Raw genomic sequence first — 23,540 nt, forward strand, 5'->3', positions numbered from 1 at the left:
AGCGGAGCGTCAGCGGACCTGGGCCGCCGACGTCGGGCGGCGCTTCATCTCCTCCATGAACGGGAACCGGGCGGTCAGCTCGGCGAGCGTCAGCCCGGCGCGCCAGGCCGAGGCCAGCTGGGCCACCTGGACGAGGTCCATGGCGTCGCCCCGAGCCTGGACCTCACCCGACACCCGAAGGTCGACCATGAAGTATCGGGCCTGGGAGCCCAGCCCGACGCAGACCACACCCTGATCGGAGTGCAGCTCAGCGCAGGTGAACCGGCTACGCCCCTGCTCCGGGGCGGTCACCCGGCCGAGGTCGAGCTCGTGGCGGGCAGCGATCTCAATGAGCGCGGGGGCCAGACCACCCCGCTCGACCAGATCCGGGTAAAGGCGCACACCCAGCGCCGTCGACACGTCGCTCATGACTGACTCCCACTTCCTCGTGACAGAGACCAGCAGCGCGCAGGTTACGGGGATGTTTCCGGCGAGCCTCGTCATCCTGTCCCCCGTGGACGCCCCACGGCAATAGGAAGGGTCGATTCGACCGCTTTCGTGGTAGCACGTGTCCACGGTCCGGGGCGGACCAGCAGGCCCCGCGGGCGCGGGCGCTCACCCGCGAGCATCGGGCGGTGACCACCCGTCACCGTACTGGTAACACTCTTGACAGAAAGCCAGCATATCGACATTCTTCGTTATAGAGAGCGCTCTCCTGCGTTCTCCGGGCGCGAAGCCTCCGCCACCCCCTCGCTGAGGAGCCTCCCGTGTTCACAGCCCGTCCCACCCCCCGTCTCCGACCGTTCGTCCTCGCGGCGGTCGCCCTCATCGCCACCTCCGTGGCGCTCGTCCTCCCGGCCCAGAACGACCGGGCCGAGGCCGCCATCGGCCCGATCAGCTGGCAGGACGAGTTCAACGCCCCGGCCGGCACGCCCGTCGACCAGAACAAGTGGCGGTTCGACATCGGCGGTGGCGGCTGGGGCAACAACGAGCGGCAGTACTACACCAACAGCACCAGCAACGCGGTGCACGACGGCCAGGGCAACCTGGTCATCACCGCCCGCCGGGACAACCCCGCCAACTACCAGTGCCACTACGGGCGCTGCGAGTACACGTCGGCGCGGCTGCTGACCGCGGCCACCTTCAGCCAGACGTACGGCCGGTTCGAGTCCCGGATCAAGATCCCGCGCGGCCAGGGCATCTGGCCAGCGTTCTGGATGCTCGGCACCGGCGGCGGGTGGCCCGACGCCGGCGAGATCGACATCATGGAGAACATCGGTCGGGAACCCAACACCGTCTACGGCACCGTGCACGGGCCCGGCTACTCCGGCGGCGGAGGCATCACCGGCAGCCGCACCCTCGGCGGCCCGCTCGCCGACGGCTTCCACACCTACCGGGTGGACTGGGAGCCGAACGTCATCACCTGGTACATCGACGGGGTGCAGTACCACCGGGTCGACCCCGCCCGGCTCGGCGGCAACCGGTGGGTGTTCGACCACCCCTTCTTCATGATCCTCAACGTGGCGGTCGGCGGTAACTGGCCCGGCTACCCGGACGGCTCCACGCAGTTCCCCCAGCAGATGCTGGTCGACTACGTCCGGGTGTCCAGCTACACCTCCGGCGGTGGCGGCGACCCTGCTCCCGGCACCAGCCGGATCAGGGGTGCGCAGAGCGGGCGCTGCATCGACATCCCCAGCGCCAACCCGGTCGACGGCGCCAAGCTGCAGATCTGGGACTGCAACACCACCGCCGCGCAGGCCTGGACGTTCGCCTCCGACGGGACCGTCCGCGCGATGGGCAAGTGCATGGACCCGGCCTGGGCCGGCACCGCCAACGGCACCGAGGTCAACCTGGTCACCTGCAACGGCAATCCCGCCCAACGCTTCACCCTGAGCGCCGCTGGCGACCTGGTCAACATCAGCGCCAACCGGTGCGTGGACGTCCGGGACGCCAACCCCAACAACGGCGGCAAGCTGCACCTGTGGGACTGCACGGGTGCGGCCAACCAGAAGTGGTCCCGCATCTGAGGCCCCACGTACCACCGGCGAGTGGGCCGCCCGGCAACACGTCCGGGCGGCCCACCGTCGTCCGTGGGCCCGCCGCGACTGGACCCCGTCGGCTGGTCGGCGATCAGTCGAGGCCCAGGCCACGCCGCCCGGTGGGATTGAGGTCGTCGGGCTGGAACCGGTTGGGCCAGCTGCGCTCGTAGTGCTCCGCCGGAAAGTCCGTCGGGCTGGACCCGGTCTGGAACGCCTCCCGGACGGATACCGAGTACCGCTCGTTGCGCGGGCACCACGGGGCCGCGGGGATGTACATGACGTTGCCCCAACCCTGTTGGCCCTGGACCGGTGCCACGCTGTGGATCATGTCGCAGTGCCACCAGACGGAGTCGCCCGCCTTGACGTCGGGGATGCCGGCGAGTGCCTGCATGAGCAGCGGGTGCCACGTCTCGTTGGCAGGGAAGACCTGGTTGACCGTGACGCCGCACATGTCGTCCGCGGGCACGTCGGCGAGCAGCGGCCGGAGCATCAGGTAGGCCATCGCCTCGGGGATCGGGACGGTGTGCAGCACCCCCTGGTCGTGGTCCATGTCGGAGAGGGCAGTCCAGCCCTGGAAGGTGCGGAAGGCCGAGCACATGGTGGTGCCGGGGTACTGCGGTCCGGCGGTGCGGTGGGCCGGGTCCCAGGGGTCGTACTGCTCGACGGTGCCGTCGAAGAGGTGGCGGAAGGCCTTCTGGTACGCCTCGGTCATCCACAGGTCGAGGGTGCCGGGATCGAGGTGGGTACCGAGGCCGTTGGAGTCGGCGCCCGGCGGCCGGCGGCGGATCCGGTCCGGGTAGAGCGAGTCGCGGTCCGGGTCGAACCACCGCACGCCCTCGGATTCGTGCTTCCACTGCCGGTTGAGGAACGCCTGCACCCGGGCCATCCGGTCGCTCTGGCGGGCCTGCATCTGCGCGGGCGACCAGTAGACCGGGTAGATCTCGGGCTTGGACCCCACGCTGCCGAAGAAGTCGTCGGCGGGACCGCGGTAGGCCTCGGCGAACCCGTTGCTGTCCACGTAGTCGACGATCCCGCGGTCCCAGGCGAGGGCCTGCTGGCGGTCGAAGTGGCCGCGGACGACGAGGCAGCCCCGCTGGCGCAGTTTCGCCAGCGCCTCCGCCGGCACGGTGCCGGCCTCGATGTCCGCGTACTCGATGACCGGCCAGATCGTCTCGCCGCGATCCCTGGCGGCGGCGATCTCGTCGACCTTCGCCTGGACCCGCCGTTCGACGACCGCGAACACCTCCTCGACCGTACGGCCGGAGGCCTCGATCCGGTCGCGCAGCGCGGCCTTGATCTGGCGGATGGCGGCCGGGAGGTCGTCCGGGGTCGACTCCCAGTGCGGCAGGGGCGGGAGCGGGGCGACGGCCAGGGCGGGCTGGGCGTTCATGGCGCGACTCCTTCTAGTTAGGGCTCCTTCTTGGAAAGACTGTAGGGGTCGGGCACCCTTCTAGGCAAGACTCCTGCCTAGAATCGTGGGGTGACCATCGCCAAGCCCTCGCTGGAGCTGCTGCGCACCCTGACCGACGAGCACGTGCTGCGGGAGTTGATGCGGGCGCGGCGGCTGACCCGCGCCGACCTGGCGGCCCGCAGTGGCCTGTCCAAGCCCACCGTGGGCGAGAGCGTGCGCCGGCTGACCGAGGCCGGCCTGGTCGTGGACACCGGGGAACGGACGCCCGGCGGGCGCGGCCGGGGTCGCGTCGGCTCGTACTACGCCCTCGCCGACACCGTCGGCACCGCCTTGGCCATCAGCATCGCTCCCGACGGCGTGGTGGTCGAGCGGGTCGGCGCACACGGCGACGTCCTCGGGCGGACCCGGCACGACATCAGTCGGCCAGCCCGAGCCGAGCAGGTGGCCGACGCCCTGCGCACCGCCGCCGCGCAGGCGCACGAGGGCACCGGAGAGGCCATCCGGCTGGCGGTCGTCAGCGCCGCCGACCCGGTGGAACGCGCCAGTGGTCGCCTGGTCCGACTGCCCGACGCGCCGTTCCTGCTCGGCGAGCTCGACCCGGTCGAGGTGCTGACGCCACAGGTCGCCGGCCCGGTCATCGTCGACAACGACGTCAACTGGGCGGCGCAGGCCGAGCGCGACACCGATCCGACGGGCTTGGGCGACTTCGCCTACGTGTTCCTCGGCGAAGGACTGGGATGCGCGATCGTCAGCGACGGCGAGGTACGCCGCGGCCACTCCGGAGTCGCCGGCGAGATCGCGCACCTGCTGACCACCGGCCCCCACGGTCAGGCGACCCGGTTCATCGACGTGTTCGCCGACCTCGACCTTCGACGTGCCGGCACGACGGCCATCGACGTCGATCGCGTCCGTCGGCTCGCCGCAGTCAACCGGCAGGCGCTGGGGCGGGCCGTCAGCGGCGTGCTCGGCGCCATCGTCGCGCTCACCGACCCACGACTGGTCCTCATCGGCGGCCCCTGGGGCAGCCACCCGGCGATCCTCGACGCCATCACCACGGCCTTCACCCAGATGCCCCGCCATGTCGAGGTACGCCCGGCACGGCTGACGAAGGAACCGTCGCTGGCCGGGGCCCGCGCCGAAGCCCTCGACCGTCTCCGCTCGGCCATCATCGCCCTCCCCCAACGGACGGACCCCTCGGCGACCCTCCGGTTCCCGGACCAGGAGGACCACGGATTCGGCTGATGACGCGAGGGGTGTGAGGGTCGCCGCTATGTTCGGATTAGTCCTATAAATCCGGCATCACCGGGAGTGAGTCCATGTCGCACCACCTTGACACCCCCCTCGCCGCCCAGAGCGGTCAGCTCTTCCTCAACGACCTGTACGTCTTCAACGGCGACCGCGCCACGGTGTTCGTCATGGACGTCAACAGTTCGGTGACAAAGGCCGACATCAAGCGCGGCTTCCACGCCGAGGCGCGCTACGAGTTCAAGATTCACTTCAACGGCGCGGAGGTGGAGGGACTGGCCTACCGGCTCGCCTTCGGTGAGCCGGACGGCGACGGCAGGCAGACGCTGGAGTTGTACGAACTCACCGGAGCCGATGCCCGCGACGACGCCGCGATGGGCACTCCCATCGTCCAGGGCCACAGCGGCGAGGTGTCCAGCGGCCGCAACGTCCGGGTCTGGGCCGGGCGGATCACCGACCCGTTCTACATCGACCTCGGCCAGCTCGCGACCGTCAACGCCGCGATCAAGAACGGCGCGAAGCTGGACCGCTCGGCGTGGCGGGCCGACAAGGCCACGAACAGCTTCGCCGGCACCACGGTCGAGTCGATCGTCCTCGAGGTGTCCCATGACGAGCCGATGCTGCGTGACGGCACCGAGATCGGCGTCTGGTGCCGCACCCTGCTGGCCACCGACGCGGGCGGGTGGCGCCAGATCAACCGCGCCGGCCACCCCATGATGTGGCCGGTCTTCTGGCCCACCGACACCGACTTCACCAACCCGGCCAACGCGCGGCACCCCGGCGACGATCTCAAGGAGGACGGCGAGGAGATCGCCTCCGCGGTCGCGGGGGTCGTGGCGGCGAACGGTACGGCGCCGGATCCGCAGGCGTACGGCTGGAGCGTGGCGCGGCAGCTCTATCCCGACGTGCTGTCGTACCAGGTCGGCACGCCGGCCAACTACGGTTTCGCCGTCCGCAACGGCCGCACCATGGCCGACAACGCACCCGAGGTGATGTTCTCCCTGGTGCTGAACACCGGCATGACCTCCGGCCTCACCCCGGACGGGACCAAAGGCGCGCGCGCCGACGCGTTCCCGTACGTGGTGCCGGCCTGATCGGGCCGCCTCAGCTCCCGACGGCGGTGCCACAGGCTGACCTCCTCGGTCGCGCCGAGGAGGTCAGCCCGCAGGATACGGAGGATGTCAGCCCGGGATGTCTCGCGGGTCGCGGTTGCGCGGGTAGGTGTTCTTCTCCCCGATCGTGCCGTCCTGCTTCTTGATCACGTGCTCGACACCACGGTCGGCCGCCATCTCGCGACCCTGGGTCTGCGCGTCGGCCTTGCCCTCATGCGTGCTGCTGGCTCGCTCGTTGCCCTCCGGGCGGTTCTTCCACTGCCCGTCCTCTTGGTACGTCTCGACGTCACCCTTGGCCACGGCCGGCTCCTCCCTGCGTCTGGACTGTTCGCCAGACACAGTGCCCCGAGCCGTGTCGGGCAAACGTGCCCGATGTCGTCCTCAGGAGACGGTGGGCGGCGTGCGCGGTCACCCGGAGACGCAGTTGTTGCTCTTGCGCTTGAGGATGAGTTCGCGTTCGTCGGTGGTGATGCCCGACGGCTCCCCGTCGAAGTGGGTCTCGACCTTCTCCCAGCCTCGGCGCTGCTCGTAGTGCAGGTGTGGGGCGCCGGAGTTGCCGGTGCTGCCGAGCCGCCCGATCTGCTCGCCCTGGGCGACCCGCTGACCGACCCGGGCCGACGGCGGTTCGAGCAGGTGCAGGTACTGCGTCTCCCATTTGCCACCGTGATCGATCTTCACCCAGTAGCCGCCGCCGCGACCGCGCGGGCCCTCTGGATTCTCCGGGTTCCGCCCGCCCACCGACCCGTTGACGCCCGCCACGGTGACGGTGCCGGCGTACGACGCGAGCACCGGCCGCCCCCACGCCTCGCCCTCGGTCGGAAACAGGTCGACGTCGTAGTCGTCATGGCCGGGGTAGGTGCTGAGCTGCCACGTCTCACCGCAGGCGACCGGGAGCTGGAAGAGCGGTCGTGGACCGGGCGGCCGCAACATCGGCACGACGACGAAGGCGACGCCGAGGACAGCTACGACCGCGACGAGCGCGAGGAGAACCCGGGCGGTGCGGCTGCGGACGCGACGGTGGGTGCGAACTCTGGTGGGGCGGCCGGTCGTCACCGTCCCGAGCATGGCAGACGCCGACAACGCCCCGACCCCGGGTCGCACCGCCACGCCTGGCCGTTACATTGCAGTCGTATCGCCAAGTGGGTACCTTGGGATGCAATGCAGTTGCATTGCATAGAGAGAAGGCCCCCATGCGCGTCATCGCGTTGTCCGAGGCGACTGCCACCATGGTCGACCTGGTCGGCGGAAAGGCGGCCGGGCTGGGCGAGCTGATCCGGCGAGGCGAGCGCGTCCCCGAGGGATTCTGCGTCACCACCGAGGCGCACCGGCTCGGCGTCATCCCGCAGGCGGAGATCGTCGCCGCGTACGAACGGCTCGGTGCGGGCGCGGTGGCGGTGCGCTCCAGCGCCACCGCCGAGGACCTGCCGGACGCGAGTTTCGCCGGGCAGTCGGACACCGTCCTGAACGTCACGGGCACCGCCGAGCTGCTCGCCGCGATCAGGAAATGCTGGGACTCGCTGCACACCGATCGCGCCGTCGCCTACCGCGACGCCCGCGAAATCGATCATCAGGCGGTGCGGATGGCCGTCGTCGTGCAACGCATGGTTGCCCCTGCGGTGGCGGGGGTGCTGTTCACCGCGAACCCGCTGACCGGTCGCCGCGACGAGATGGCGGTCGACGCCGCGCCGGGCCTCGGCACGACGGTGGTGGACGGCGCGGCGACCGTGGACCACTACGTGCTCGACGGCGTCACCCGAGACGAGGCTGGGTGCCTGACGTCCGTGCACCTGGCGGAGCTGCGGGCCACAGGTGAGCGGCTGCGGGGTCATTTCGGCTCCCCGCAGGACGTGGAGTGGGCGATCGACGGCGACGGCGTGCTGTGGTTGCTGCAGTCGCGGCCGATCACCAGCCTGTTTCCCCTCCCGCCGGACACCGGGAAGCCCCTCCCCCGCGTCTACCTGGAGTTCGGCCACGTTCAGGGCATGCTGCAACCGGTCACCCCGATGGGCATGTCGACCCTGCGGTCGCAGATCGCGGCGATGCTCGCCTCGCTCGGCGTCCGGGTCGAGGTCGTCGACATCGGCGGTCGCCTCTACGGTGACCTGACCGACCTGGCTCGGAGCAGGTCGTCCCGCAAGCGGCTGGTCAAGCTCCTGGCGGTCGACTTCGGCCCACGGGCGCAGGCGGTGATGCAGCACGTGCTGACGGATCCACGGTTCGCCGTGACCACGGCCAGCACCGAGCGCGGCGCGGCACAGGGGGCGGCGTCCCTGCGGACCGCCGGCCGCGCGGTGGCGGGGATCCTGCGCGCGCTGGCCCGTCCCGACGCGGCGCGGGTCCGGATGTTCCGGGCGATCGAGCAGATGAGAGTACGGTCGGCGGCCCCCGCCGACCTGCGGACCGCCGCCGACCGGCTCCGCTTCGTGGAGTCGCGGGACTCCGGGGACAGCGCCGACGCGATCATGTGGCCGATCGTCACCGGCATGCTCGCCGCCGCGTTGCCGGCGTCGTTGCTCAAGGGCGTCGCGAGCTCCGACGAGATCCACACCGTGCTGGGCGGGATGCCGCACAACGTCACCATCGAGATGGATCTGGCGCTCTGGCGGCTCGCCCAGGGCGCCGGCGAACACCGCCGGCTCCTGCTCGACACCCCGCCGGACGAGTTGGCCGCGCGGTATCTGCGCGGGACGCTGCCCGACGTCGGGATGGCCGGCTTCCTGGACGCCTACGGCCATCGCGGCGTTGCCGAGGTCGACCTCGGGGTGCCGCGCTGGGCGGAGGATCCGGCACCGGTCTTCGCGGCGATCGCCAACTACCTGCGGGTCACCGATCCGCGGCAGGGGCCGGACCAGCGCTTCCAGCGGGCCGCCGCAGAGGCCGAGGCCGCGCTTCAGGAACTGGTCAGGCGTGCCCGCCGTCGGCGGCCGGTACGCGGCACGATCGCCGGGTTCCTGCTGCGCCGGGCCCGTTCGTTGGCCGGCCTGCGCGAGGCCGGCAAGTTCGCCGGGCTGTACCCGCTACGGGAGACGCGCCGGCAACTGCTGCTCATCGGCGTCGACCTGCACGGCGCCGGGCTGCTGGAGCAGCCCGACGACATCATGTTCCTGACCCTCGACGAGGTGCACGCCGCGGTGCACGACGGCAGCGATCACCGGGCGACGGTCGCCTCCCGCAGGGCGGTGCACCGCAGGGAGTCACGCCGCAGGGCGGTGCCGGTGGCGTTGCTGTCCGACGGCACCGACGTCGAGGCCGTACTGCCGGCGGCGCCCGCCGTGGACGGCACACTCACCGGCGTGGGCGCGTCGGCGGGCCGGGTGACCGGCCCAGCCCGGGTCGTCCACGATCCGGCCACCGCGCACATCGAGCCCGGCGACGTCCTGGTCGCCGCGACCACCGACCCCGGCTGGACCCCGCTATTCCTCACCGCCTCGGCGCTGATCACCGAGACCGGCGCGATCATGGCGCACGGCCCCACAGTGGCCCGCGAGTACGGCATCCCCGCCGTCATCTGCGTACCCGACGCCACCCGGACGATCTCCACCGGTCAGCTCGTCACCGTGGACGGCGGCGCCGGCACCGTCACCGTCCACTGACCGCCCGACCACCATCGCGAGGACGACATGACCGACATGAAGACCCCCATCAGGGTGAAGGTGGGCCCGCTGCTGCGCCGGGTGGCCAAGCTGGAAGCCGCCATGTGGCGCAACCTGTACCTGTGGGCGCGGCGCAGGCCGCTGCCGCTGGCGCCGGGTGACGAGCCGTTCGGCTACCTGGGCGTGGTCAAGCCGATTCTCGGCATCTTCATCGGCCTGTCAATCGTGGAGATTCCGATCTTCGACCTCATCGTCACCAACGTGGTGCCGTGGGGGCCGGCCCGCTGGATCGTGCTCGCGCTCGGCGTCTGGGGTCTGCTCTGGATGGTCGGCCTCTTCGCGAGCATGACGATCAACCCCCACGTGGTGGGTGACACGGGCCTGCGGGTGCGGCTGAATTCCGGCATCGACATCTGGATCCCGTGGACGGACATCGAGGCCCTGCGCAAGCGTTACCGCTCGCTGCCGTCCAGCAAGTCGGTGCAGGTCGAGCAGGAGGGGGACCGCCGGGTGGTGTCCATCTCGGTCGGCAGCCAGACGAGCATCGACGTCCTGTTGCGCCACCCGACGAGCTTCGACCTGCCGAAGGTCGGGTCCGAGCCGATGAACGAGCTGCGGTTGTACGCCGACGATCCGGACGGCCTCCTGCGCAGCGCGCGGGGCACCCCCGCCACCGGAACCGTCAGCCGTTAGCCGCCGACCGCCGGCGGGGCTTCCAGGCCACCCACTGTGAAACGATCGAGGTCATGCCCAAGAAGGTCGATCACCAGGAGCGACGCACCCTCATCGCGGACGCGTTGATGCGGGTCGCCGCGGACCAGGGCCTGGAGGCCGTCAGCCTCCGTCACGTGGCTGCCGAGGCCGGTGTGTCCGCCGGGATGGTCCAGCACTACTTCCGCACCAAGGACGAGATGATGGCGTTCGCGTTGGCCGTGGTCCGCGAGCGCGGTGAGATCCGGATCGCCGAGGCGATGGCGCGACTGGGCGCGGACCCCTCCCCTCGGCTGCTGCTGCGCACGATGATCGCCGCGCTGCTGCCGCTCGACGAGCGGAGCCGCGACGACGGGAGCGTGGCGCTGGCGTTCTTCGCCTACACCGCGGTACGACCGGCCGCCGCGGCCAGCATGCGCGAGGACACCGCGCAGCTGACCGAGTTCATCGCCAGCATCCTGCCCCGCCGAAACGCCGACGCCGCCGCGGCCGGCCTGCTGGCACTGATGGAGGGGTTGGGCGTCTATCTGCTCGGTGGGCAGTACACCGCCGAGCAGGCCGTGGCGGCGTTGGATGCCCACCTCGACCTGCTCTTCGGTTGACGGGTGCCGCGCCGTCAGCAGCGCGGCACGGTCGGGATGTATCCGTCGTAGCCGGTCAGCAGGTAGGCATCGGAGACGTAGCGGTTGGTGCCGATCCGGTTCCACACGGAGGTCGTGCCGTACGGGCCGGTGACCGTGCTGCCGACGGCCTGGCAGTAGATGGCGACGGTGGCGCCGTCGGCGACCGAGCCGACGACCGGATAGCTGGCGCCCGGGCCGGAACGCACGTTGAGGCTGGACGCCTCGGTGTTCACCGTGCCGGAGCCGATGCCGGTGATTCCGTTCACCAGTTGCAGGTAGTAGGTCCAGTTCCAGTTCGGGCCCGGGTCGGTGTGGGTGGCGCCGGGCACCTCGGCGTGCGCGATGATGTGCGCCCGGTCCTTGGGTATGCCGTACTTGGTGGCGAGGCTACGGGTGAGCGTCGCGGAGGCGCGGTACATCGCATCGGTGAACCAGGCGGGGTTGTCGACGTACCCCTCGTGTTCGATGCCGATCGACTGGGTGTTGTAGGTCCAGTTGCCGGCGTGCCAGGCGATGTCCTTCTCCCGCACCGACTGGGTGACGGCGCCGTCGGAGGAGCGGAAGGTGTAGTGCGCGCTGGCCTGGGCGGCCGGGTTCTGGAACCAGCTGACCGCGCCGGCGTAGGAGCCCTGCGTCATGTGGATGACGATGCGGGTGACCGGGTGGCTGCCCGGTCGACTGGCCACGGTGTAGTTGCTCGTGCTGGCCGGTGCCCACGCGGCTGGCCCGTAGTCGGTGCTGAGGGTGCCGAATCCGCCGAGTACGCCGGCCCGCTCCAGGCCGCCCCGCCGGGGTGCGACCGGCCGCCCGGCCACCGCCTCGCCGCGCGTCGAGGTGAACCCGACGCGTAGCAGGTCGTAGACGGTGTCCGCGTAGAGCCGCGCCACCGACGCGTCGCTGGCGCCGCCGTACCGGGCGACCGGTCCGTACCAGCCGTTCACGTCGTCGCGGGCAGCGGCGGTGAGGCCGGCCTGGTCGGCGTACGAGCGCAGCACGGCGGCCGCCCCGAGAACGTTCGCGGCGGGTTCGGCGCGCAGCGCTGCCCGGGTGAGCCGGGTGAGCGTCGCCGCCTCCTCCAGGGTGTGCACCTGTGTGTTGCTCGCCAGGTGCATGAGCCCGTGGCCGCCGGCCGCGCTCGGCGCACCGGAGTGCATGTCCAGGCGCGACTCGGCGTACCCCAGCGCCACCAGCAGGTCGCGCGGGACGTCGTACCGGGCGGCGGCGGTGTCGAACGCGGCGGCCAGCGGGCCGGCCGACGCCGGCGTACCGGTCGGGGCGGCAGCCGCCGGTGACATGGCCGCGACGGGACCGGCCAGGGCGGTGGTCAGGGTGAGCAGGCCGCCGAGCAGGAGCCGGCCCCGGCGGGAGGTTCGTACGGTCATTGCCACTCCTTGCGACGAAGGGAGTCGGGCGGCCGGCGGCCCGCCGGCTCGGCGGTCGAGCTCGTCAGCACCAGCCGTTGATCGGAGCGTTCACACCGGTCCAGAGGTAGGCGTCGGACACCCAACTGCCGTCGCTCAACCGGTCCCAGAGCGCCGTGGTGCCGTACCGCCCGGTGTGGGAGGTGCCGTTGGCGGAGCAGGAGACGGAGACGGTGACACCGTCGGCCAGCGAGCCGACCGCCCCGTAGCCGGTCCCCGGCCCGGCTCGACGGGTCAGTGCCCCACCGCCGTTCGCGTCGACCACCGCCTGGGTGAGGCCGAGTGCGCCGTAGTTGTAGAGGCCGGAGCCGACCCCGGCCCAGGCCGACCCGTGTCGCGCCCCACCCTGGTAGGCGGCGGTGCCGTTGGCCAGCACCCACTTGCCGATGTCGTGGCCGGCGATCGGCACGTAGGCGCTGTTCTGCCGCAGGCCGAAGTGGACGTGGCGGCCGGTGGCGGATCCGCCGCAGGTGACGTCGGTGCCGGTGTTGCCCAGGAAGGCGCCCTGACCGACGCTGGCGCCGTTGACGGAGATGCTGTTCCACAGGTGGTAGTAGTCGGTCGAGTAGCCCCGGTCGTGGATGACCCGGATCCACCCCTGACACATCGTGTACGCCGCGCCGGCCCGGGCCGCGCGGACCACCTGGTCGCCGCCGGCCAGGTCGACCGAGCTGTACGGCGCGCTGCCACCCCAGCCGTGCGGGCCGCCGGTGAGCGTCCACGTCTGGCCCACCGCGAACGGGAGCGCCATCCCGGTCCGGTAGTCCCCGCCCACGTACATTGGGGTCGGAGCGGTGGTGAGCGCGCTTCTCTCCGGACCCGTCACCAGGGGCGACTGGGCGGCCAGTTCACCGAAGGCGGCCTCACCGTCGAAGGCGACCCGCCACCCGGCGGGGTCCGCCCGGGCGATGAAGATCGACCCGGTCGGGTGGGCGTCCTCCTGTCGGGGTGCGAGGGCGACGGCGGTGCCGAACGCCCACCGGCCGCTGCTGCGGCTGACGGTGACCCGGGTGTCTCGTTCCGCGCGAGCGGTGGACAGCTCGACCGAGCTGAGCAGTTTGGCGGTCACCGCGGCGGTGAGCGCGGGGGCGTCGGCCGCGGCGGCGGCGCTGGGCGCCGCCCCGATCAGGCCCGTGACCATCAGCAGGGCCGCGGCGGCGCCGCCGGCCCATCGTCGACCGTGTCTCATCGTGACCTCACTCTCGGTGCGGGTTTCGTCGACCACGGCGACCCGCACCCCGTCGGGTTCGCGGTTGGCCAGCGGCACGGCGGACACCGCCGTCACCGGCCGGCCCTGGTAGCACACGGCCCGCCGAACAAAAGAGATGTACGTCGATATTGACGGTGATTGTTGTGTCACAAATCATCGAAGTCAACCGCGACATCGAAAGTTTTCTACATGGCGGGCGCGACGATCGATGAGGATTGTGCGGTCCCGACCGGGCGTGGCATTCTGCGGACGCCGGTACCGGAGGGGGCGGTTGCACATGCTGACCATCCAAGGGGTGTCTCTCGGGTACGGCGATGCGCCGGCCGTCCTCCGGGACGTCTCGGTGACGGTCCGCCCGGGTCGGGTGCTGGCGTTGACCGGCTCGTCGGGCGCGGGCAAGACCACCCTGCTCAACGCGATGGCGGGGCTGCTGCGGCCGCGCGACGGCGTGGTGAGCGTCGACGGGCAGCAACTGCGCGACCGTGACCACGCGGTGGACCAACGGATCGTCCTCATCCCGCAGGACAACGGGCTGGCCCCGATCCTGACCGCCGCCGAGAACGTGCAGGTGGCGCTCGTCGCCGGCGGCGTGGCACCGCCCGAGGCGCGCCGGCAGACCGCCGCGACGCTGGCCCAGCTGGGCCTCGCCGGGCAGGCCGACCAGCTGGTCGAGGAGCTGTCCGGCGGCCAGCAGCAGCGCACGGCCATCGCCCGCGGCCTGGCGCTGCGCGGCGGCGTGCTGCTGGCCGACGAGGTGACCAGCGAGCTGGACGCGGGCAACCGACAGCGGGTGCTGGATCTGCTGCACGACGAGGCCCGGCGGGGTGCGGCGGTCGTGTTCGCCACCCATGACGCGGAGGTGGCCGCCTCCTGCGAAGCGGAACTCCACCTCGCCGAGGGGCGGGCGCAGGTCGTGCGCGGTGGAGAAGATCGCGGTAGGTAACCGCTCGGTATCGATGCGCGTCCGCGGGGCGGTGTGCAGGCCGTCCGCTCGATAGCGTGAGCCTCAATGCTGGCCGTCATCGGGGGAGCACTTGCGGCCCGCCGGGCACAAGCCCTGGCGGTGCTCCTGCTCGCGGTGCTCGCCAGTGCCGCCGCCGCAGCCGCGGTCAGCTATGTGGCCGCTGCCGGGCAGGCCCTCGCCCGGTACGAGCTCTCCACAGCCGATCCGAACGAGCTACGGCTGCGGCTCGTCGCCCCCACGGAGTACCCGGGGATGCCGGGCGACCCGGCCGGAAGCGTGTTCGGCGCTCAGGTCGAGCGACTCGCGCCGGCCGGGTTCGAGGTCGTCCTCGGTGCGCAGAGCGGTGGCGTCGCCACCGGCCCGGCCGGGGCAGTCACCTCGAACCTGATCTTCCGAGCGGGGGTCTGCGAACGGGTCGCCGTGGCCGGCGCGTGCCCCCGGTCCACCTCGCGGGGCCAGCTCCCCGAGGTGATGGTCAGCACGCACACCGCAGCACATCTGGGTGTCGCCACCGGCGGCCAGTTCACCTTCGGCGCCGTTCCGGTACGGGTGGCCGGCGTCTACCGGCCGCTCGACATGACCGACCCGTTCTGGCTGGGTGAGGAGTACCTACGGCCACCCGCACCCGGCCCGGCCTCCACGTCGACCGTGGGCAGCGCCCTCGACGCGATCTTCACGGCGGAGTCCTCGCCCCTGGCCGACGACAATGCCATCCTGTACCGATCGACGGCCGACCTCTTCGTCAGCAGACAACTGGTGGTCACGGGGTCGGTGCAGGACCTGCGGTCGACCGTCGCGACGGTGACGCGCGACGGGAGCCGGCAGGGCTTCGGTGCCGGCACCTCTCTGCCGAGCCTGCTTGATCGCGTCACCCTGCAGCGCGGGCAGTTGGCCGCCGGCGTGACACTGGGTGCCGGGCTACTCGTCCTGCTCTGCTGGCTGGTGCTGTTCGTGGCGATCAGTTCGGCGGCCGACGAGCGCCGACCAGAACAGGGCCTGCTCCTGCTGCGCGGGGTGCAGCGCCGGCGACGGTGGGCCCTGGCGGTCGGCGAGCACGCCGTACCCGTGTTGGTCGCGATCCCCCTGGGGTGCCTGGGCGGCCTGGCCGCTGCCAAACTGCTCGCCACGCACACCCTGCCCGCCCAGGCCGACGTCACATTGGACGCGACCGCGGTCGGCTACGCCGCCGTCGGTGCCGTTGGCGCGCTCGCCGCGGTGCTGCTGGCTCAGGCGCGGACCATGTCCGCACCGGTCGTCGACCTGCTGCGCCGGGTGCCGGCGCGGGTGCGGGGGTGGCGGGCAAGCGTCGGTGACGTCGTCGCGGTGGCCGTCGCCGTGGCCGCCGTGGTGCAGTTGCGCCTCGGCGGATCGCCCACCGGCCTGGCCCTGGTGGCACCGGTTGTGGGCGCGCTCGCCGCGGGCGTCCTGCTGGCGCGGGTCGCCATGATCGCCGGAGCGGCGGTAGGCGCTGCGCTGCTGGCGCGAGGCCGGACAACCGTCGGCCTCGCCCTCGTGCAGGTGGCGCGGCAACCACGCTTCCGGCCCCTGATGGCGCTGCTCACGGTCGTTGTCGCGATGCTCGCCTTCACCGCCGCGACGAGCGAGGTCGCGTCGGCCGCCTACGCGGATCGGGCAACCGTCGAGGTCGGGGCTCCCCGCGTGGTCGAGGTCAAGGCATCCTCGCGGTCGCACCTGTTGGCGTCCGTCCGGGCGGCCGACCCCGAGGGTCGCTCCGCGATGGCCGCGGTCGTGACGAACGCGGCCTCCGAGGCCGGCACACCGGTACTCGCCGTCGACTCCGACCGGCTGGCGACGGTGGCCGTACCGCATGCCTCCTATGGCGCGGATCTGGCGTACATCGCGCGAACGATCCGCCCGGACCCACCCGGAGCACCGCTACACCTGCGAGGGCGTCTGCTCACCGTGGTGATCTCCACCGACCTCGACGCGGCGGCCTTTGCCGGGAATCGGGTCCGCCTCGCGGTCACGGTCTCCAACAGGAACGGCAGCCGAGTGGTCGTCGCTCGCGATGACATCGAGCCCGGCCGCCGCGATTACGTCATACAGGTGCCCGAGTGCGTGCAGGAATGCCGCCTGGTCAATGTCGAGATCGTCGCTCCGGTGGTATCCCGGCAACTGAAGGTCCGGTTCGAGGAGTTGCGCAGCGGCGACGGCGACGGCGAGACGGTTCTGCTGACCGGTGCGGAGTTCGCCGACCTGAATCGGTGGCGGCTGACCGACCCGGATGACACCTTTCTCGACGCCACGAGCGGGCCGGACGCGGCGCTGGTCCTTGGCTTGGCGGAGAACCGGCGAGTGCGGCCGGCCGGCATCAGCGTGGTCGATTCGCCGTTCCCGCTGCCCGGTTGGCTGACCCGGTCGAACGGGACGCCCTTGGGCCGGCCTCACCAGTACGAGGGGGTCGACGGGTCGCCGACGCAGGCGTCGGTCGAGGGCCTGGCGGACCGGCTGCCCCGGCTCGGGGGATCCGGCCTGATCGTTGACCTGGAGTACGCCGACCGGCTCGCCGTCGCCGGCCAGACCGGCGTCGAGGAGGTCTGGCTGGCCCCGACGGCTCCCGCCGACATCCTCGACCGGCTTCGCGCGGAGGGTCTGGTCATCAAGGACGACCGGACGATCGCCGGCGTACGACAGGATTTCGACCGGCAGGGTGCGGCCTTGGCGTTGCGCTTCAACCTGTTCGCCGCGCTGGCCGGGGTCCTGATCGGGGCAGCCGGCCTCATCGCGATGGCAGCGGCCGAACAGCGCAACCGGGTCGCGATGCTGGTGGCGCTCCGGCGGCAGGGGCTGGCCCCGCGCGCCGTCCGTGGCGGCTACGGCTGGCCGGTCGTCATCGCCACCGTGTCGGGTGGCCTCGCCACCCTGGTGATCTGGCTCCTCACTCGGGACGGGCAACGCCTGTTCAGTGACGGCCGATCGCCCGTCCCGCTGCCCGACTGGCCGGACGTCGGCCGGCTGCTGCTGTTCACGGTGCCCACGGTGGCGTTCTTCGCCCTAACCGCGGCGGTGCTCGGCCGGATCGTCGCCGCCTCGGTTCGCCGCCGGACCGGCCAATGACCGCCGAGATGCCCGCAGGGGGCGTAGCGGTCACCTGCCACCGGCTGATCCACATCTACTCCACCGGCACCGGCGACGTGGTCGCGCTCTCCGGCGTGGACCTGCAGATCTCCGCCGGCGAGATGCTGGCGCTGGTCGGCCCGTCCGGCTCCGGCAAGTCCACTCTGGTGGCGATCCTCGGCGGGCTCATGCAGCCCAGCGCCGGGCGGGTGTACGTGGGCGAGCACGACCTGTCCCGGCTCTCCACGACCGCCCTGGCCGCCCTGCGCGGGACCACGGTGGGCACGGTGTTGCAGGGCGCCGAACGCAACCTGCTGCCGTACGTGTCGCTGTCGCGCAACATCTGGTTGGCCCAGCGACCCGCGGCCCGCCTCGCTGGGCGCCGGTTGGACCCGCCGGAGGCGATCCTGGACCTCGTGGGTCTCGCCGATGCCGGCGCGCGGCGCGTCGGCGATCTGACCCCGGGGCAGCGTCAGCGGGCCGCACTGGCGCAGGGGCTCGCCGCCGGGCCTGGGCTGCTCCTCGTCGACGAGCCGACCAGCCAGCTCGACGGGGCCGGCCGGGACGAGGTGCTCGCGGCGCTGGCCACCATCAACTCCGAGCGGGGGACGACGGTGGTCGTGGTGACCCACGACGGTGACGTCGGTGCCCGGCTGGGCCGAGCGGTCACCATCCGCGACGGTCGGGTGGGCGCCGAGGGCCGGGACGGCCGGGACTTCGCCGTGGTGGCCGGGGACGGCACGATCCAGTTGCCGCCGGAGACGTTGGCGGCCTTCCCGGCGGGAACGCTCTTCACGGTCGACCACACCGACGAGTCGATCACCCTGCACGCCACAGCGAACCCGTCGTCGGCCGGCCGGCAGGAGATGGCCACGAGCAGCGATCAACCCGGCCACGTCGATTGATACCGGGCCCGGTGGTCGTGCGGAGTTGCCGCCACTCGACAGTGATCCGTCGATCCCGCTGCGCTGTTGGCGGCGCAGCGGGATCGACGCCCGTCGGACTCCGGGGGCCTACGGGCGAACCTGGATCTTACGGCCGGAGCCGGCGGCGAAACGGTCCAGCGCCTCGGGGTAGCGCTCCAGGCTCAGGCGGTCGCTGATGAACACATCCGGGTCGAGCACGCCCTGCGCGAACAGGTCCGCGGCCCGTTCGAAACTGTGCAGAACGGCCATCGACCCGGTGATGGTGATCTCCTGGTTGTAGATCCGGTACGGCTCGATGACCGCGCGGGCGGCGTAGTCGGCGACACCGAACTGGAGGAACGTGCCGCCCTTGCCGACCCGGGTGAGGCCGTCCTGGATGGCGGCGACGTTACCGGTGGCGTCGACCACGAGGTCCCAGCCGCGCGGCTGGTCGAGCTCGTCCGGGCCAGCGGCGGTACGGGAGACGCCGAGGGAACGGGCGGTGGTGAGGCGCTCCGGGTTGATGTCCACCACGTCCACGCTGGCCGCGCCGGTGCGCTTGGCGAGTTCGAGCATCATCAGCCCCATCGTGCCGGACCCGTAGATGAGCACGTGCGAGCCGAGTTGGGAGCGCAGCACGTCGTAGCCACGCACCGCGCAGGACAGCGGCTCGATCAGGGCCGCATCCTCGGTGCGGACGTGCTCGGGCAGCCGGACGCAGTTGGCGACCGGCGCCACGGCGTACTCGGCGGCGCCGCCGGCGACGGTCACCCCGATCGCGGCCCACCGCTCACAGAGGTTGCTCCGCCCGAGCCGGCAGTAGTGGCATTCGTGGCAGTAGAGGGAGGGGTCGACCGCGACCCGGTCGCCCACCGCCAGTTCGGTGACGTCGACGCCGACCGCCGCCACCTCGCCGGCGAACTCGTGCCCGGGCACGACCGGCAGGGTGGGCGCGAACTCGCCCTGCAGGATGTGCAGGTCCGTCCCGCAGAGGCCACAGGCGGCGACGCGCACGACAACCTCGCGGCGACCCGGGGTGGGATCCTCGACGGTGGTGACCTCGACCTTGCCCGGCGCGGTGATCACAGCGGCTCTCACTTGACGGCTCCCAACGACAGTCCCTGCACGAGTTTGTCCTGAGCGGCGAACCCGGCCGCGAGCACCGGCAGCGAGATGACGGTCGCGGCGGCGCACACCTGGGCGAGGAAGAGGCCCTGGCTGGTGACGAAGCTGGTGAGGAAGACCGGTGCGGTGCCGGCCACGACGCCAGTCAGCACCCGGGCGAACAGCATCTCGTTCCAGCTGAAGATGAAGCAGATGAGGGCGGTCGCGGCGATCCCGGGGGCGGTGACCGGCAGGATGACCCGACGCAGGATGGCCGGCAGCCGGGCGCCGTCGAGCGCCGCGGCCTCCAGGATCTCGACCGGCACCTCCGCCAGGAACGACCGCATCATCCAGACCGCGATCGGCAGGTTCATCGAGGTGTAGAGGATGACCAGCAACCAGATGTTGTCCAGCAGACCGACGGTCTGGGCGATCAGGTAGATCGGCAGCAGCGCGGCGACCACCGGCAGCATCTTGGTGGACAGGAAGAAGAACAGCACGTCCGTCCACTTGCGGACCGGTTTCACGGCGAGCGCGTACGCCGCCGGGATGGCCAGCGCGAGCACGATGAGGGTCGACACGACGCTGGCGGTGACCGAGTTGAGCATCGGCGGCCACGGGCTCGCGCCGCTGGAGGCGCCGAAGAACTCGCGGTATCCGTCGAGGGTCAGCGGCGCGGTGAAGGCCGGCGGGTTGCGGGCGGCGTCCGACTCGCTGTGCAACGAGGTCAGCACCATCCAGCCGACCGGCGCGAAGAACAGCAGGCCGAGCAGCCAGGCGAGTAGGCCGAGCAGCGGGCCGCTGCGGCTGCGCGGCCTCGCCCTGGCGACAGCAGGGGCAGTCATCGCTTCGTCTCCTCCCGGAACATGGACAGCACCACCCGCAGCGCGAAGGTGGCGATGATCATCGAGCCGATCACCACGATCACGCCGGCCGCCGAGGCGCGGCCGTAGTCGTGTGCCTGGTAGAAGGTGGTGTAGATGGTGTACGGCAGGTTGGCGGTGCCGAGACCACCCGAGGTGATGGTGAAGACGGCGTCGAAGTTCTGCACGATGTAGATCGAGCCGAGCAGCGCACCCAGTTCGAGGTAGCGGCGCAGGTGGGGCAGGGTCACGTAGCGGAACACCTGCCAGGCCCCGGCGCCGTCGACCCGGGCCGCCTCGAGGGCGTCCAGCGGACGGCTCTGCAGGCCAGCCAGCAGGATCAGCATCATGAACGGCGTCCACTGCCAGACCAGCGAGGCGACCACCGCCGGCAGCGGGAAGTTCGAGATCCAGTCCGGTTGCGGGGCGGTCACCCCGAACCAGTTCGCGACGACGGCGATCATCCCGTTGAACAGGCCGTACTCCGGGTTGTAGAGGGCGTGTTTCCACAGCAGTGCCGCGGCGACCGGTACCACCAGGAACGGGGCGATCATCAGGGTCCGCACGATGCCGCGCCCCGGGAAGGACCGATCGAGCAGCAGCGCCAGCCCCAACCCGATCAGCAGGCTGATGATCACTACCAGGACGGTGAGCAGGACGGTGGTCACCACCGAATTGCGCAGCACCCGGTCTGAGGCGACCGCCGCGTAGTTGTCCAGACCGGTGAACCGCCGCTCGTCGGGATAGAGCGAGTTCCAGTTCAGGAACGAGATGACCAGCGTCGCCACGAACGGCAACTGGGTCACCACGATCGTGAAGATCAGGGCCGGCAACAGTGGTGCCCGACGGATCCACTGCTGCCGCCGCCACTGCCGCCGCCCGTCGGACGAGCCGCGGGCCGTTGTGGTCCCGGTCGCGGTCGTGGCCCGTAGGTCAACAGCGCTCATCGCTGCCTCCTCCTCTACGGTGGCGCCGGTCCCGCACGGCGGGACCGGCACCACCCGACGGTTACTTGCCGCGGTACTTCTCGGCGACCTGCTCGGCGAGCCGTTGCCCGTCGGCGAGCGCCTGTTCGACGGAGGTCCGGCCGGCGATCGCCGAGCTGACGCCCTGGGAGACCTGGGTGCCGAGGTCGGTGAACTCCGGGATGCCGACGAACTGGATGCCGGGTGCCGGCCGCGGCTGCACTCCCGGGTTGCTCGGGTCGGCGGTGGTGATGGCCTGCTCGGTCACCTTGTAGAAGGCGGCCGCCGCCTGCTGGTACTGCGGGTTGGCGTACAACGAGGCCCGCTTGCCGTCCGGCACCTTGGCCCAGCCGAGCTGGCTGCCGACCAACTGCTCGTACTCGGAGCTGGACGCCCAGGAGATGAACTTCCACGCGTTGTCCGCGTTCTTGCTGGCCTTCTGGATGCCCCAGGCCCAGGTGTAGAGCCAGCCGGAGCTGGCCGTCCGGTTCACCGGAGCCAGGGCGTACCCGGCCTTGCCGGCGACCGGCGAGGAGCTGGCCTCGATGGACCCGGCGGCGGAGGTGGCGTCGTACCACATGGCGACCTTGCCCTGGATGAAGTTGTTCAGGCACTCGGTGAAGCCGGCCTGCGGCGCGCCAGCCTCACCGTGCTTGCGCACGAGGTCCACGTAGAACTTGGTGGCCTGGGTGAACTCCGGGGAGTTGACCTGAGCCTGCCAGTCCTTGGTGAACCAGGTCCCGCCGAAGGTGTTCACCACCGTGGTCAGCGGCGCGAAGAGCTGGCCCCAACCCGGCTGGCCACGCAGGCAGATGCCCTTCATGCCGGGCTGTGCCCCGTCGGCCTTCGCGGCCAGGTCGGCGACCTGCTGCCAGGTCGGCTTCTCGGGCATCGTCAGGCCCTTGGCGGCGAACACGTCCTTGCGGTACATGAGGAAGGAGGACTCGCCGTAGAACGGCTCCGCGTACAGCTTGCCGTCGGCCGCGGTCAGCGACGCGGTCATCGGCGGCAGGATGTCGGCCTGGTTGAACGCGCTGTCCTTGGCGACGTGGTCGTCCAGCGGGGTCAGCCAACCGTTCTTCGCGTAGAACGGCACCTCGAAGTTGCTGATGGTGGCGACGTCGTACTGGCCGGCCTGGCTGGAGAACTCCTGACTGATCTTGTCGCGGACGTCGTTCTCCGGCAGCACCGTGTAGTTGACCGTGATGCCGGTCCGCTTGGTGAAGTTGTCCGCGGTCAGCTTCTGGATGTCCATCATCTGCGGGTTGTTGACCATGAGGACGTTGATCGTCTTTGCGCCGCCGGCGTCACCTCCGCCACCGGCGCCGCTACAGCCGGCGGTTGCCAGGACGGTGGAGGCGGCCGCCAGGACGGCGACGGCGATTGTTCGGGCACGATGAGGCACAACGAACCTCCCAGATGGCGGTCGGGTGATGGCGGTGTGGTTTTTCGGTCGGGGTCAGACCCGGATGACCTGCGGCCCCAGAACGGAGTACCGGTGCGCCTCGGCGGCACCGAGGTGGGCGTCGGTGACGATGGCCTCCAGATCGGCGATCTCCGCGAAGCGACAGAAGCTGCTCGCGCCGAACTTGGTGTGCAGGCCGACGAAGATGCTGCGCCGGGCCGCCCGCATGGCACGTGACTTGACGTGGGCCACGGCGGGATCGGGTGTGGTCAGCCCGTGCTCGCGGCTGATCCCGTTGGCGCCGACGAAGGCCAGGTCGATGACGAAGCCGGCCAGCATGTCACCGGCCCAGTGGTCCACCGTGGCCAGTGTCCGGCCGCGGACCCTGCCGCCGAGCAGCAGGACGGTCACCGCCGGGGCGGTGGCCAGGCCGGCGGCCGTGATCAGCGACGCGGTGATCACGGTCAGCCGCCGGTCCCGGGGCAGCGCCTCGGCGATCAACTGAGGGGTGAAGCCCTCGTCGATGAACACCGTCTCCGCGTCCTGGAGCAGACCGACGGCAGCCGCGGCGATCCGGCGCTTGTCATGCACCCGCCGGGTCGTCCGCACCGCCAGGCTGCTCTCGAAGCCCGCGCTCTCCACCGGGTAGGCACCCCCGTGAGTACGCCGCACGAGCCCGTGTTCCTCGAGAACCCGCAGGTCCCGACGAATGGTCTCGGGAGCCGCGACCAGCTCGACGGCGAGCTTGGCGACCAGCACCTGACCCTCGGCGCGGACCAGCTCCAGGATCCGATGCCGCCGCTCCTGAGCCTGCATTCCGCACCTCCTCCGCTGGCACCGCTTTGTCTGGGTCCTGTCTAACACCGGCGCATCGATGTGGCGAGACTCACAGGGGTCGCTCCGGTGCCCGGG

Annotated in this window: 20 protein-coding genes; 9 read left to right on the forward strand and 11 right to left on the reverse strand. The window is 71.2% G+C overall.

Annotated elements, in window-relative coordinates; genetic code table 11:
• Nucleotides 1-9: 9 nt before the first annotated feature.
• The gene (locus ACFY29_RS21555) at nucleotides 10-408 is read right to left on the reverse strand and encodes a hypothetical protein (protein WP_328425434.1); all 399 of its coding nucleotides are present in this window, start codon (nucleotides 406-408) and stop codon (nucleotides 10-12) included.
• Nucleotides 409-746: 338 nt separating this feature from the next.
• On the opposite strand from ACFY29_RS21555, the gene ACFY29_RS21560 reads away from it, so the two are divergent.
• Nucleotides 747-2,006, forward strand: coding sequence for a family 16 glycosylhydrolase (locus ACFY29_RS21560; RefSeq protein WP_355612340.1), 1,260 nt, complete (start codon nucleotides 747-749; stop codon nucleotides 2,004-2,006).
• A gap of 103 nt (nucleotides 2,007-2,109) precedes the next feature.
• Here ACFY29_RS21560 and ACFY29_RS21565 read toward each other — a convergent pair whose 3' ends face one another.
• Nucleotides 2,110-3,408 carry a DUF1479 domain-containing protein gene (locus ACFY29_RS21565; protein WP_386988817.1) on the reverse strand — a complete coding sequence of 433 codons (1,299 nt, stop codon included), beginning with the start codon at nucleotides 3,406-3,408 and terminating at the stop codon, nucleotides 2,110-2,112.
• Nucleotides 3,409-3,498: 90 nt separating this feature from the next.
• On the opposite strand from ACFY29_RS21565, the gene ACFY29_RS21570 reads away from it, so the two are divergent.
• Nucleotides 3,499-4,671, forward strand: coding sequence for an ROK family transcriptional regulator (locus ACFY29_RS21570; RefSeq protein ID WP_386988820.1), 1,173 nt, complete (start codon nucleotides 3,499-3,501; stop codon nucleotides 4,669-4,671).
• A gap of 74 nt (nucleotides 4,672-4,745) precedes the next feature.
• A complete protein-coding gene (locus tag ACFY29_RS21575; protein WP_386988822.1) occupies nucleotides 4,746-5,768 on the forward strand; it encodes a DUF4331 family protein in 1,023 nt (340 codons plus the stop codon).
• 87 nt (nucleotides 5,769-5,855) lie between these two features.
• Here ACFY29_RS21575 and ACFY29_RS21580 read toward each other — a convergent pair whose 3' ends face one another.
• Entirely contained in the window at nucleotides 5,856-6,086 is a 231-nt protein-coding gene (locus ACFY29_RS21580; RefSeq protein ID WP_386988825.1) for a DUF2188 domain-containing protein, read from the reverse strand.
• Nucleotides 6,087-6,194: 108 nt separating this feature from the next.
• Entirely contained in the window at nucleotides 6,195-6,851 is a 657-nt protein-coding gene (locus ACFY29_RS21585; protein WP_386989897.1) for a M23 family metallopeptidase, read from the reverse strand.
• A 125-nt stretch (nucleotides 6,852-6,976) separates the two neighbouring features.
• Between ACFY29_RS21585 and ACFY29_RS21590 the strand changes: the two genes are divergently transcribed.
• Genes ACFY29_RS21590 through ACFY29_RS21600 form a run of 3 tightly spaced genes read left to right on the forward strand, consistent with a single transcriptional unit; the run spans nucleotide 6,977 to nucleotide 10,692 of the window.
• Nucleotides 6,977-9,379 (forward strand): PEP/pyruvate-binding domain-containing protein, encoded by a 2,403-nt coding sequence (locus ACFY29_RS21590; RefSeq protein WP_386988827.1) that lies wholly within the window; start codon nucleotides 6,977-6,979, stop codon nucleotides 9,377-9,379.
• 27 nt (nucleotides 9,380-9,406) lie between these two features.
• Nucleotides 9,407-10,072: a hypothetical protein gene (locus tag ACFY29_RS21595; RefSeq protein ID WP_386988830.1), complete on the forward strand. Its 666-nt coding sequence runs from the start codon at nucleotides 9,407-9,409 to the stop codon at nucleotides 10,070-10,072.
• Between the two features lie 53 nt (nucleotides 10,073-10,125).
• Nucleotides 10,126-10,692, forward strand: a complete 567-nt coding sequence (locus tag ACFY29_RS21600; RefSeq protein WP_386988833.1) for a TetR/AcrR family transcriptional regulator — start codon at nucleotides 10,126-10,128, stop codon at nucleotides 10,690-10,692.
• Nucleotides 10,693-10,706: 14 nt separating this feature from the next.
• On the opposite strand, the gene ACFY29_RS21605 is transcribed toward ACFY29_RS21600, so the two are convergent.
• Both ACFY29_RS21605 and ACFY29_RS21610 read right to left on the reverse strand, forming a co-directional pair.
• Nucleotides 10,707-12,095: an N-acetylmuramoyl-L-alanine amidase gene (locus ACFY29_RS21605; protein ID WP_386988835.1), complete on the reverse strand. Its 1,389-nt coding sequence runs from the start codon at nucleotides 12,093-12,095 to the stop codon at nucleotides 10,707-10,709.
• 64 nt (nucleotides 12,096-12,159) lie between these two features.
• A complete protein-coding gene (locus tag ACFY29_RS21610; RefSeq protein ID WP_386988838.1) occupies nucleotides 12,160-13,410 on the reverse strand; it encodes a peptidoglycan DD-metalloendopeptidase family protein in 1,251 nt (416 codons plus the stop codon).
• Between the two features lie 211 nt (nucleotides 13,411-13,621).
• On the opposite strand from ACFY29_RS21610, the gene ACFY29_RS21615 reads away from it, so the two are divergent.
• The 3 genes from ACFY29_RS21615 (at nucleotide 13,622) to ACFY29_RS21625 (ending at nucleotide 18,291) form a co-directional block, all read left to right on the forward strand.
• Nucleotides 13,622-14,287 carry an ABC transporter ATP-binding protein gene (locus ACFY29_RS21615; RefSeq protein ID WP_386988841.1) on the forward strand — a complete coding sequence of 222 codons (666 nt, stop codon included), beginning with the start codon at nucleotides 13,622-13,624 and terminating at the stop codon, nucleotides 14,285-14,287.
• A gap of 66 nt (nucleotides 14,288-14,353) precedes the next feature.
• On the forward strand, nucleotides 14,354-17,386 hold the full coding sequence (locus ACFY29_RS21620; protein ID WP_386988843.1) for an FtsX-like permease family protein: 3,033 nt from the start codon (nucleotides 14,354-14,356) through the stop codon (nucleotides 17,384-17,386).
• The gene (locus ACFY29_RS21625; protein ID WP_386988846.1) at nucleotides 17,383-18,291 is read left to right on the forward strand and encodes an ABC transporter ATP-binding protein; all 909 of its coding nucleotides are present in this window, start codon (nucleotides 17,383-17,385) and stop codon (nucleotides 18,289-18,291) included. Before ACFY29_RS21620 ends, ACFY29_RS21625 begins: the two co-directional genes overlap by 4 nt.
• 108 nt (nucleotides 18,292-18,399) lie before the next feature.
• Here ACFY29_RS21625 and ACFY29_RS21630 read toward each other — a convergent pair whose 3' ends face one another.
• From ACFY29_RS21630 to ACFY29_RS21650, 5 genes are all read right to left on the reverse strand, one after another.
• A complete protein-coding gene (locus tag ACFY29_RS21630) occupies nucleotides 18,400-19,389 on the reverse strand; it encodes a zinc-dependent alcohol dehydrogenase family protein (RefSeq protein ID WP_386988848.1) in 990 nt (329 codons plus the stop codon).
• Entirely contained in the window at nucleotides 19,386-20,240 is an 855-nt protein-coding gene (locus ACFY29_RS21635) for a carbohydrate ABC transporter permease (RefSeq protein ID WP_328425404.1), read from the reverse strand. The genes ACFY29_RS21630 and ACFY29_RS21635 overlap by 4 nt, the downstream gene beginning before the upstream one ends.
• The gene (locus tag ACFY29_RS21640) at nucleotides 20,237-21,205 is read right to left on the reverse strand and encodes a carbohydrate ABC transporter permease (protein ID WP_386988851.1); all 969 of its coding nucleotides are present in this window, start codon (nucleotides 21,203-21,205) and stop codon (nucleotides 20,237-20,239) included. Before ACFY29_RS21640 ends, ACFY29_RS21635 begins: the two co-directional genes overlap by 4 nt.
• Nucleotides 21,206-21,266: 61 nt before the next feature.
• Nucleotides 21,267-22,628 (reverse strand): sugar ABC transporter substrate-binding protein, encoded by a 1,362-nt coding sequence (locus ACFY29_RS21645; RefSeq protein WP_328425400.1) that lies wholly within the window; start codon nucleotides 22,626-22,628, stop codon nucleotides 21,267-21,269.
• 54 nt (nucleotides 22,629-22,682) lie between these two features.
• Nucleotides 22,683-23,444 (reverse strand): DeoR/GlpR family DNA-binding transcription regulator, encoded by a 762-nt coding sequence (locus ACFY29_RS21650; RefSeq protein WP_328425398.1) that lies wholly within the window; start codon nucleotides 23,442-23,444, stop codon nucleotides 22,683-22,685.
• Nucleotides 23,445-23,540 lie beyond the last annotated feature (96 nt).

The organism is Micromonospora sp. NPDC000668 (assembly GCF_042897975.1).
Lineage (GTDB): Bacteria > Actinomycetota > Actinomycetes > Mycobacteriales > Micromonosporaceae > Micromonospora.

Excerpts from the sequence above, each read along its gene's own strand:
- ACFY29_RS21555 (WP_328425434.1), bottom strand. The coding sequence starts at position 408 with ATGAGCGACGTGTCGACGGCGCTGGGTGTGCGCCTTTACCCGGATCTG.
- ACFY29_RS21565 (WP_386988817.1), bottom strand. The coding sequence starts at position 3,408 with ATGAACGCCCAGCCCGCCCTGGCCGTCGCCCCGCTCCCGCCCCTGCCG.
- ACFY29_RS21575 (WP_386988822.1), top strand. The coding sequence starts at position 4,746 with ATGTCGCACCACCTTGACACCCCCCTCGCCGCCCAGAGCGGTCAGCTC.
- ACFY29_RS21585 (WP_386989897.1), bottom strand. The coding sequence starts at position 6,851 with ATGCTCGGGACGGTGACGACCGGCCGCCCCACCAGAGTTCGCACCCAC.
- ACFY29_RS21590 (WP_386988827.1), top strand. The coding sequence starts at position 6,977 with ATGCGCGTCATCGCGTTGTCCGAGGCGACTGCCACCATGGTCGACCTG.
- ACFY29_RS21595 (WP_386988830.1), top strand. The coding sequence starts at position 9,407 with ATGACCGACATGAAGACCCCCATCAGGGTGAAGGTGGGCCCGCTGCTG.
- ACFY29_RS21600 (WP_386988833.1), top strand. The coding sequence starts at position 10,126 with ATGCCCAAGAAGGTCGATCACCAGGAGCGACGCACCCTCATCGCGGAC.
- ACFY29_RS21605 (WP_386988835.1), bottom strand. The coding sequence starts at position 12,095 with ATGACCGTACGAACCTCCCGCCGGGGCCGGCTCCTGCTCGGCGGCCTG.
- ACFY29_RS21615 (WP_386988841.1), top strand. The coding sequence starts at position 13,622 with ATGCTGACCATCCAAGGGGTGTCTCTCGGGTACGGCGATGCGCCGGCC.
- ACFY29_RS21620 (WP_386988843.1), top strand. The coding sequence starts at position 14,354 with ATGCTGGCCGTCATCGGGGGAGCACTTGCGGCCCGCCGGGCACAAGCC.
- ACFY29_RS21625 (WP_386988846.1), top strand. The coding sequence starts at position 17,383 with ATGACCGCCGAGATGCCCGCAGGGGGCGTAGCGGTCACCTGCCACCGG.
- ACFY29_RS21635 (WP_328425404.1), bottom strand. The coding sequence starts at position 20,240 with ATGACTGCCCCTGCTGTCGCCAGGGCGAGGCCGCGCAGCCGCAGCGGC.
- ACFY29_RS21640 (WP_386988851.1), bottom strand. The coding sequence starts at position 21,205 with ATGAGCGCTGTTGACCTACGGGCCACGACCGCGACCGGGACCACAACG.
- ACFY29_RS21650 (WP_328425398.1), bottom strand. The coding sequence starts at position 23,444 with ATGCAGGCTCAGGAGCGGCGGCATCGGATCCTGGAGCTGGTCCGCGCC.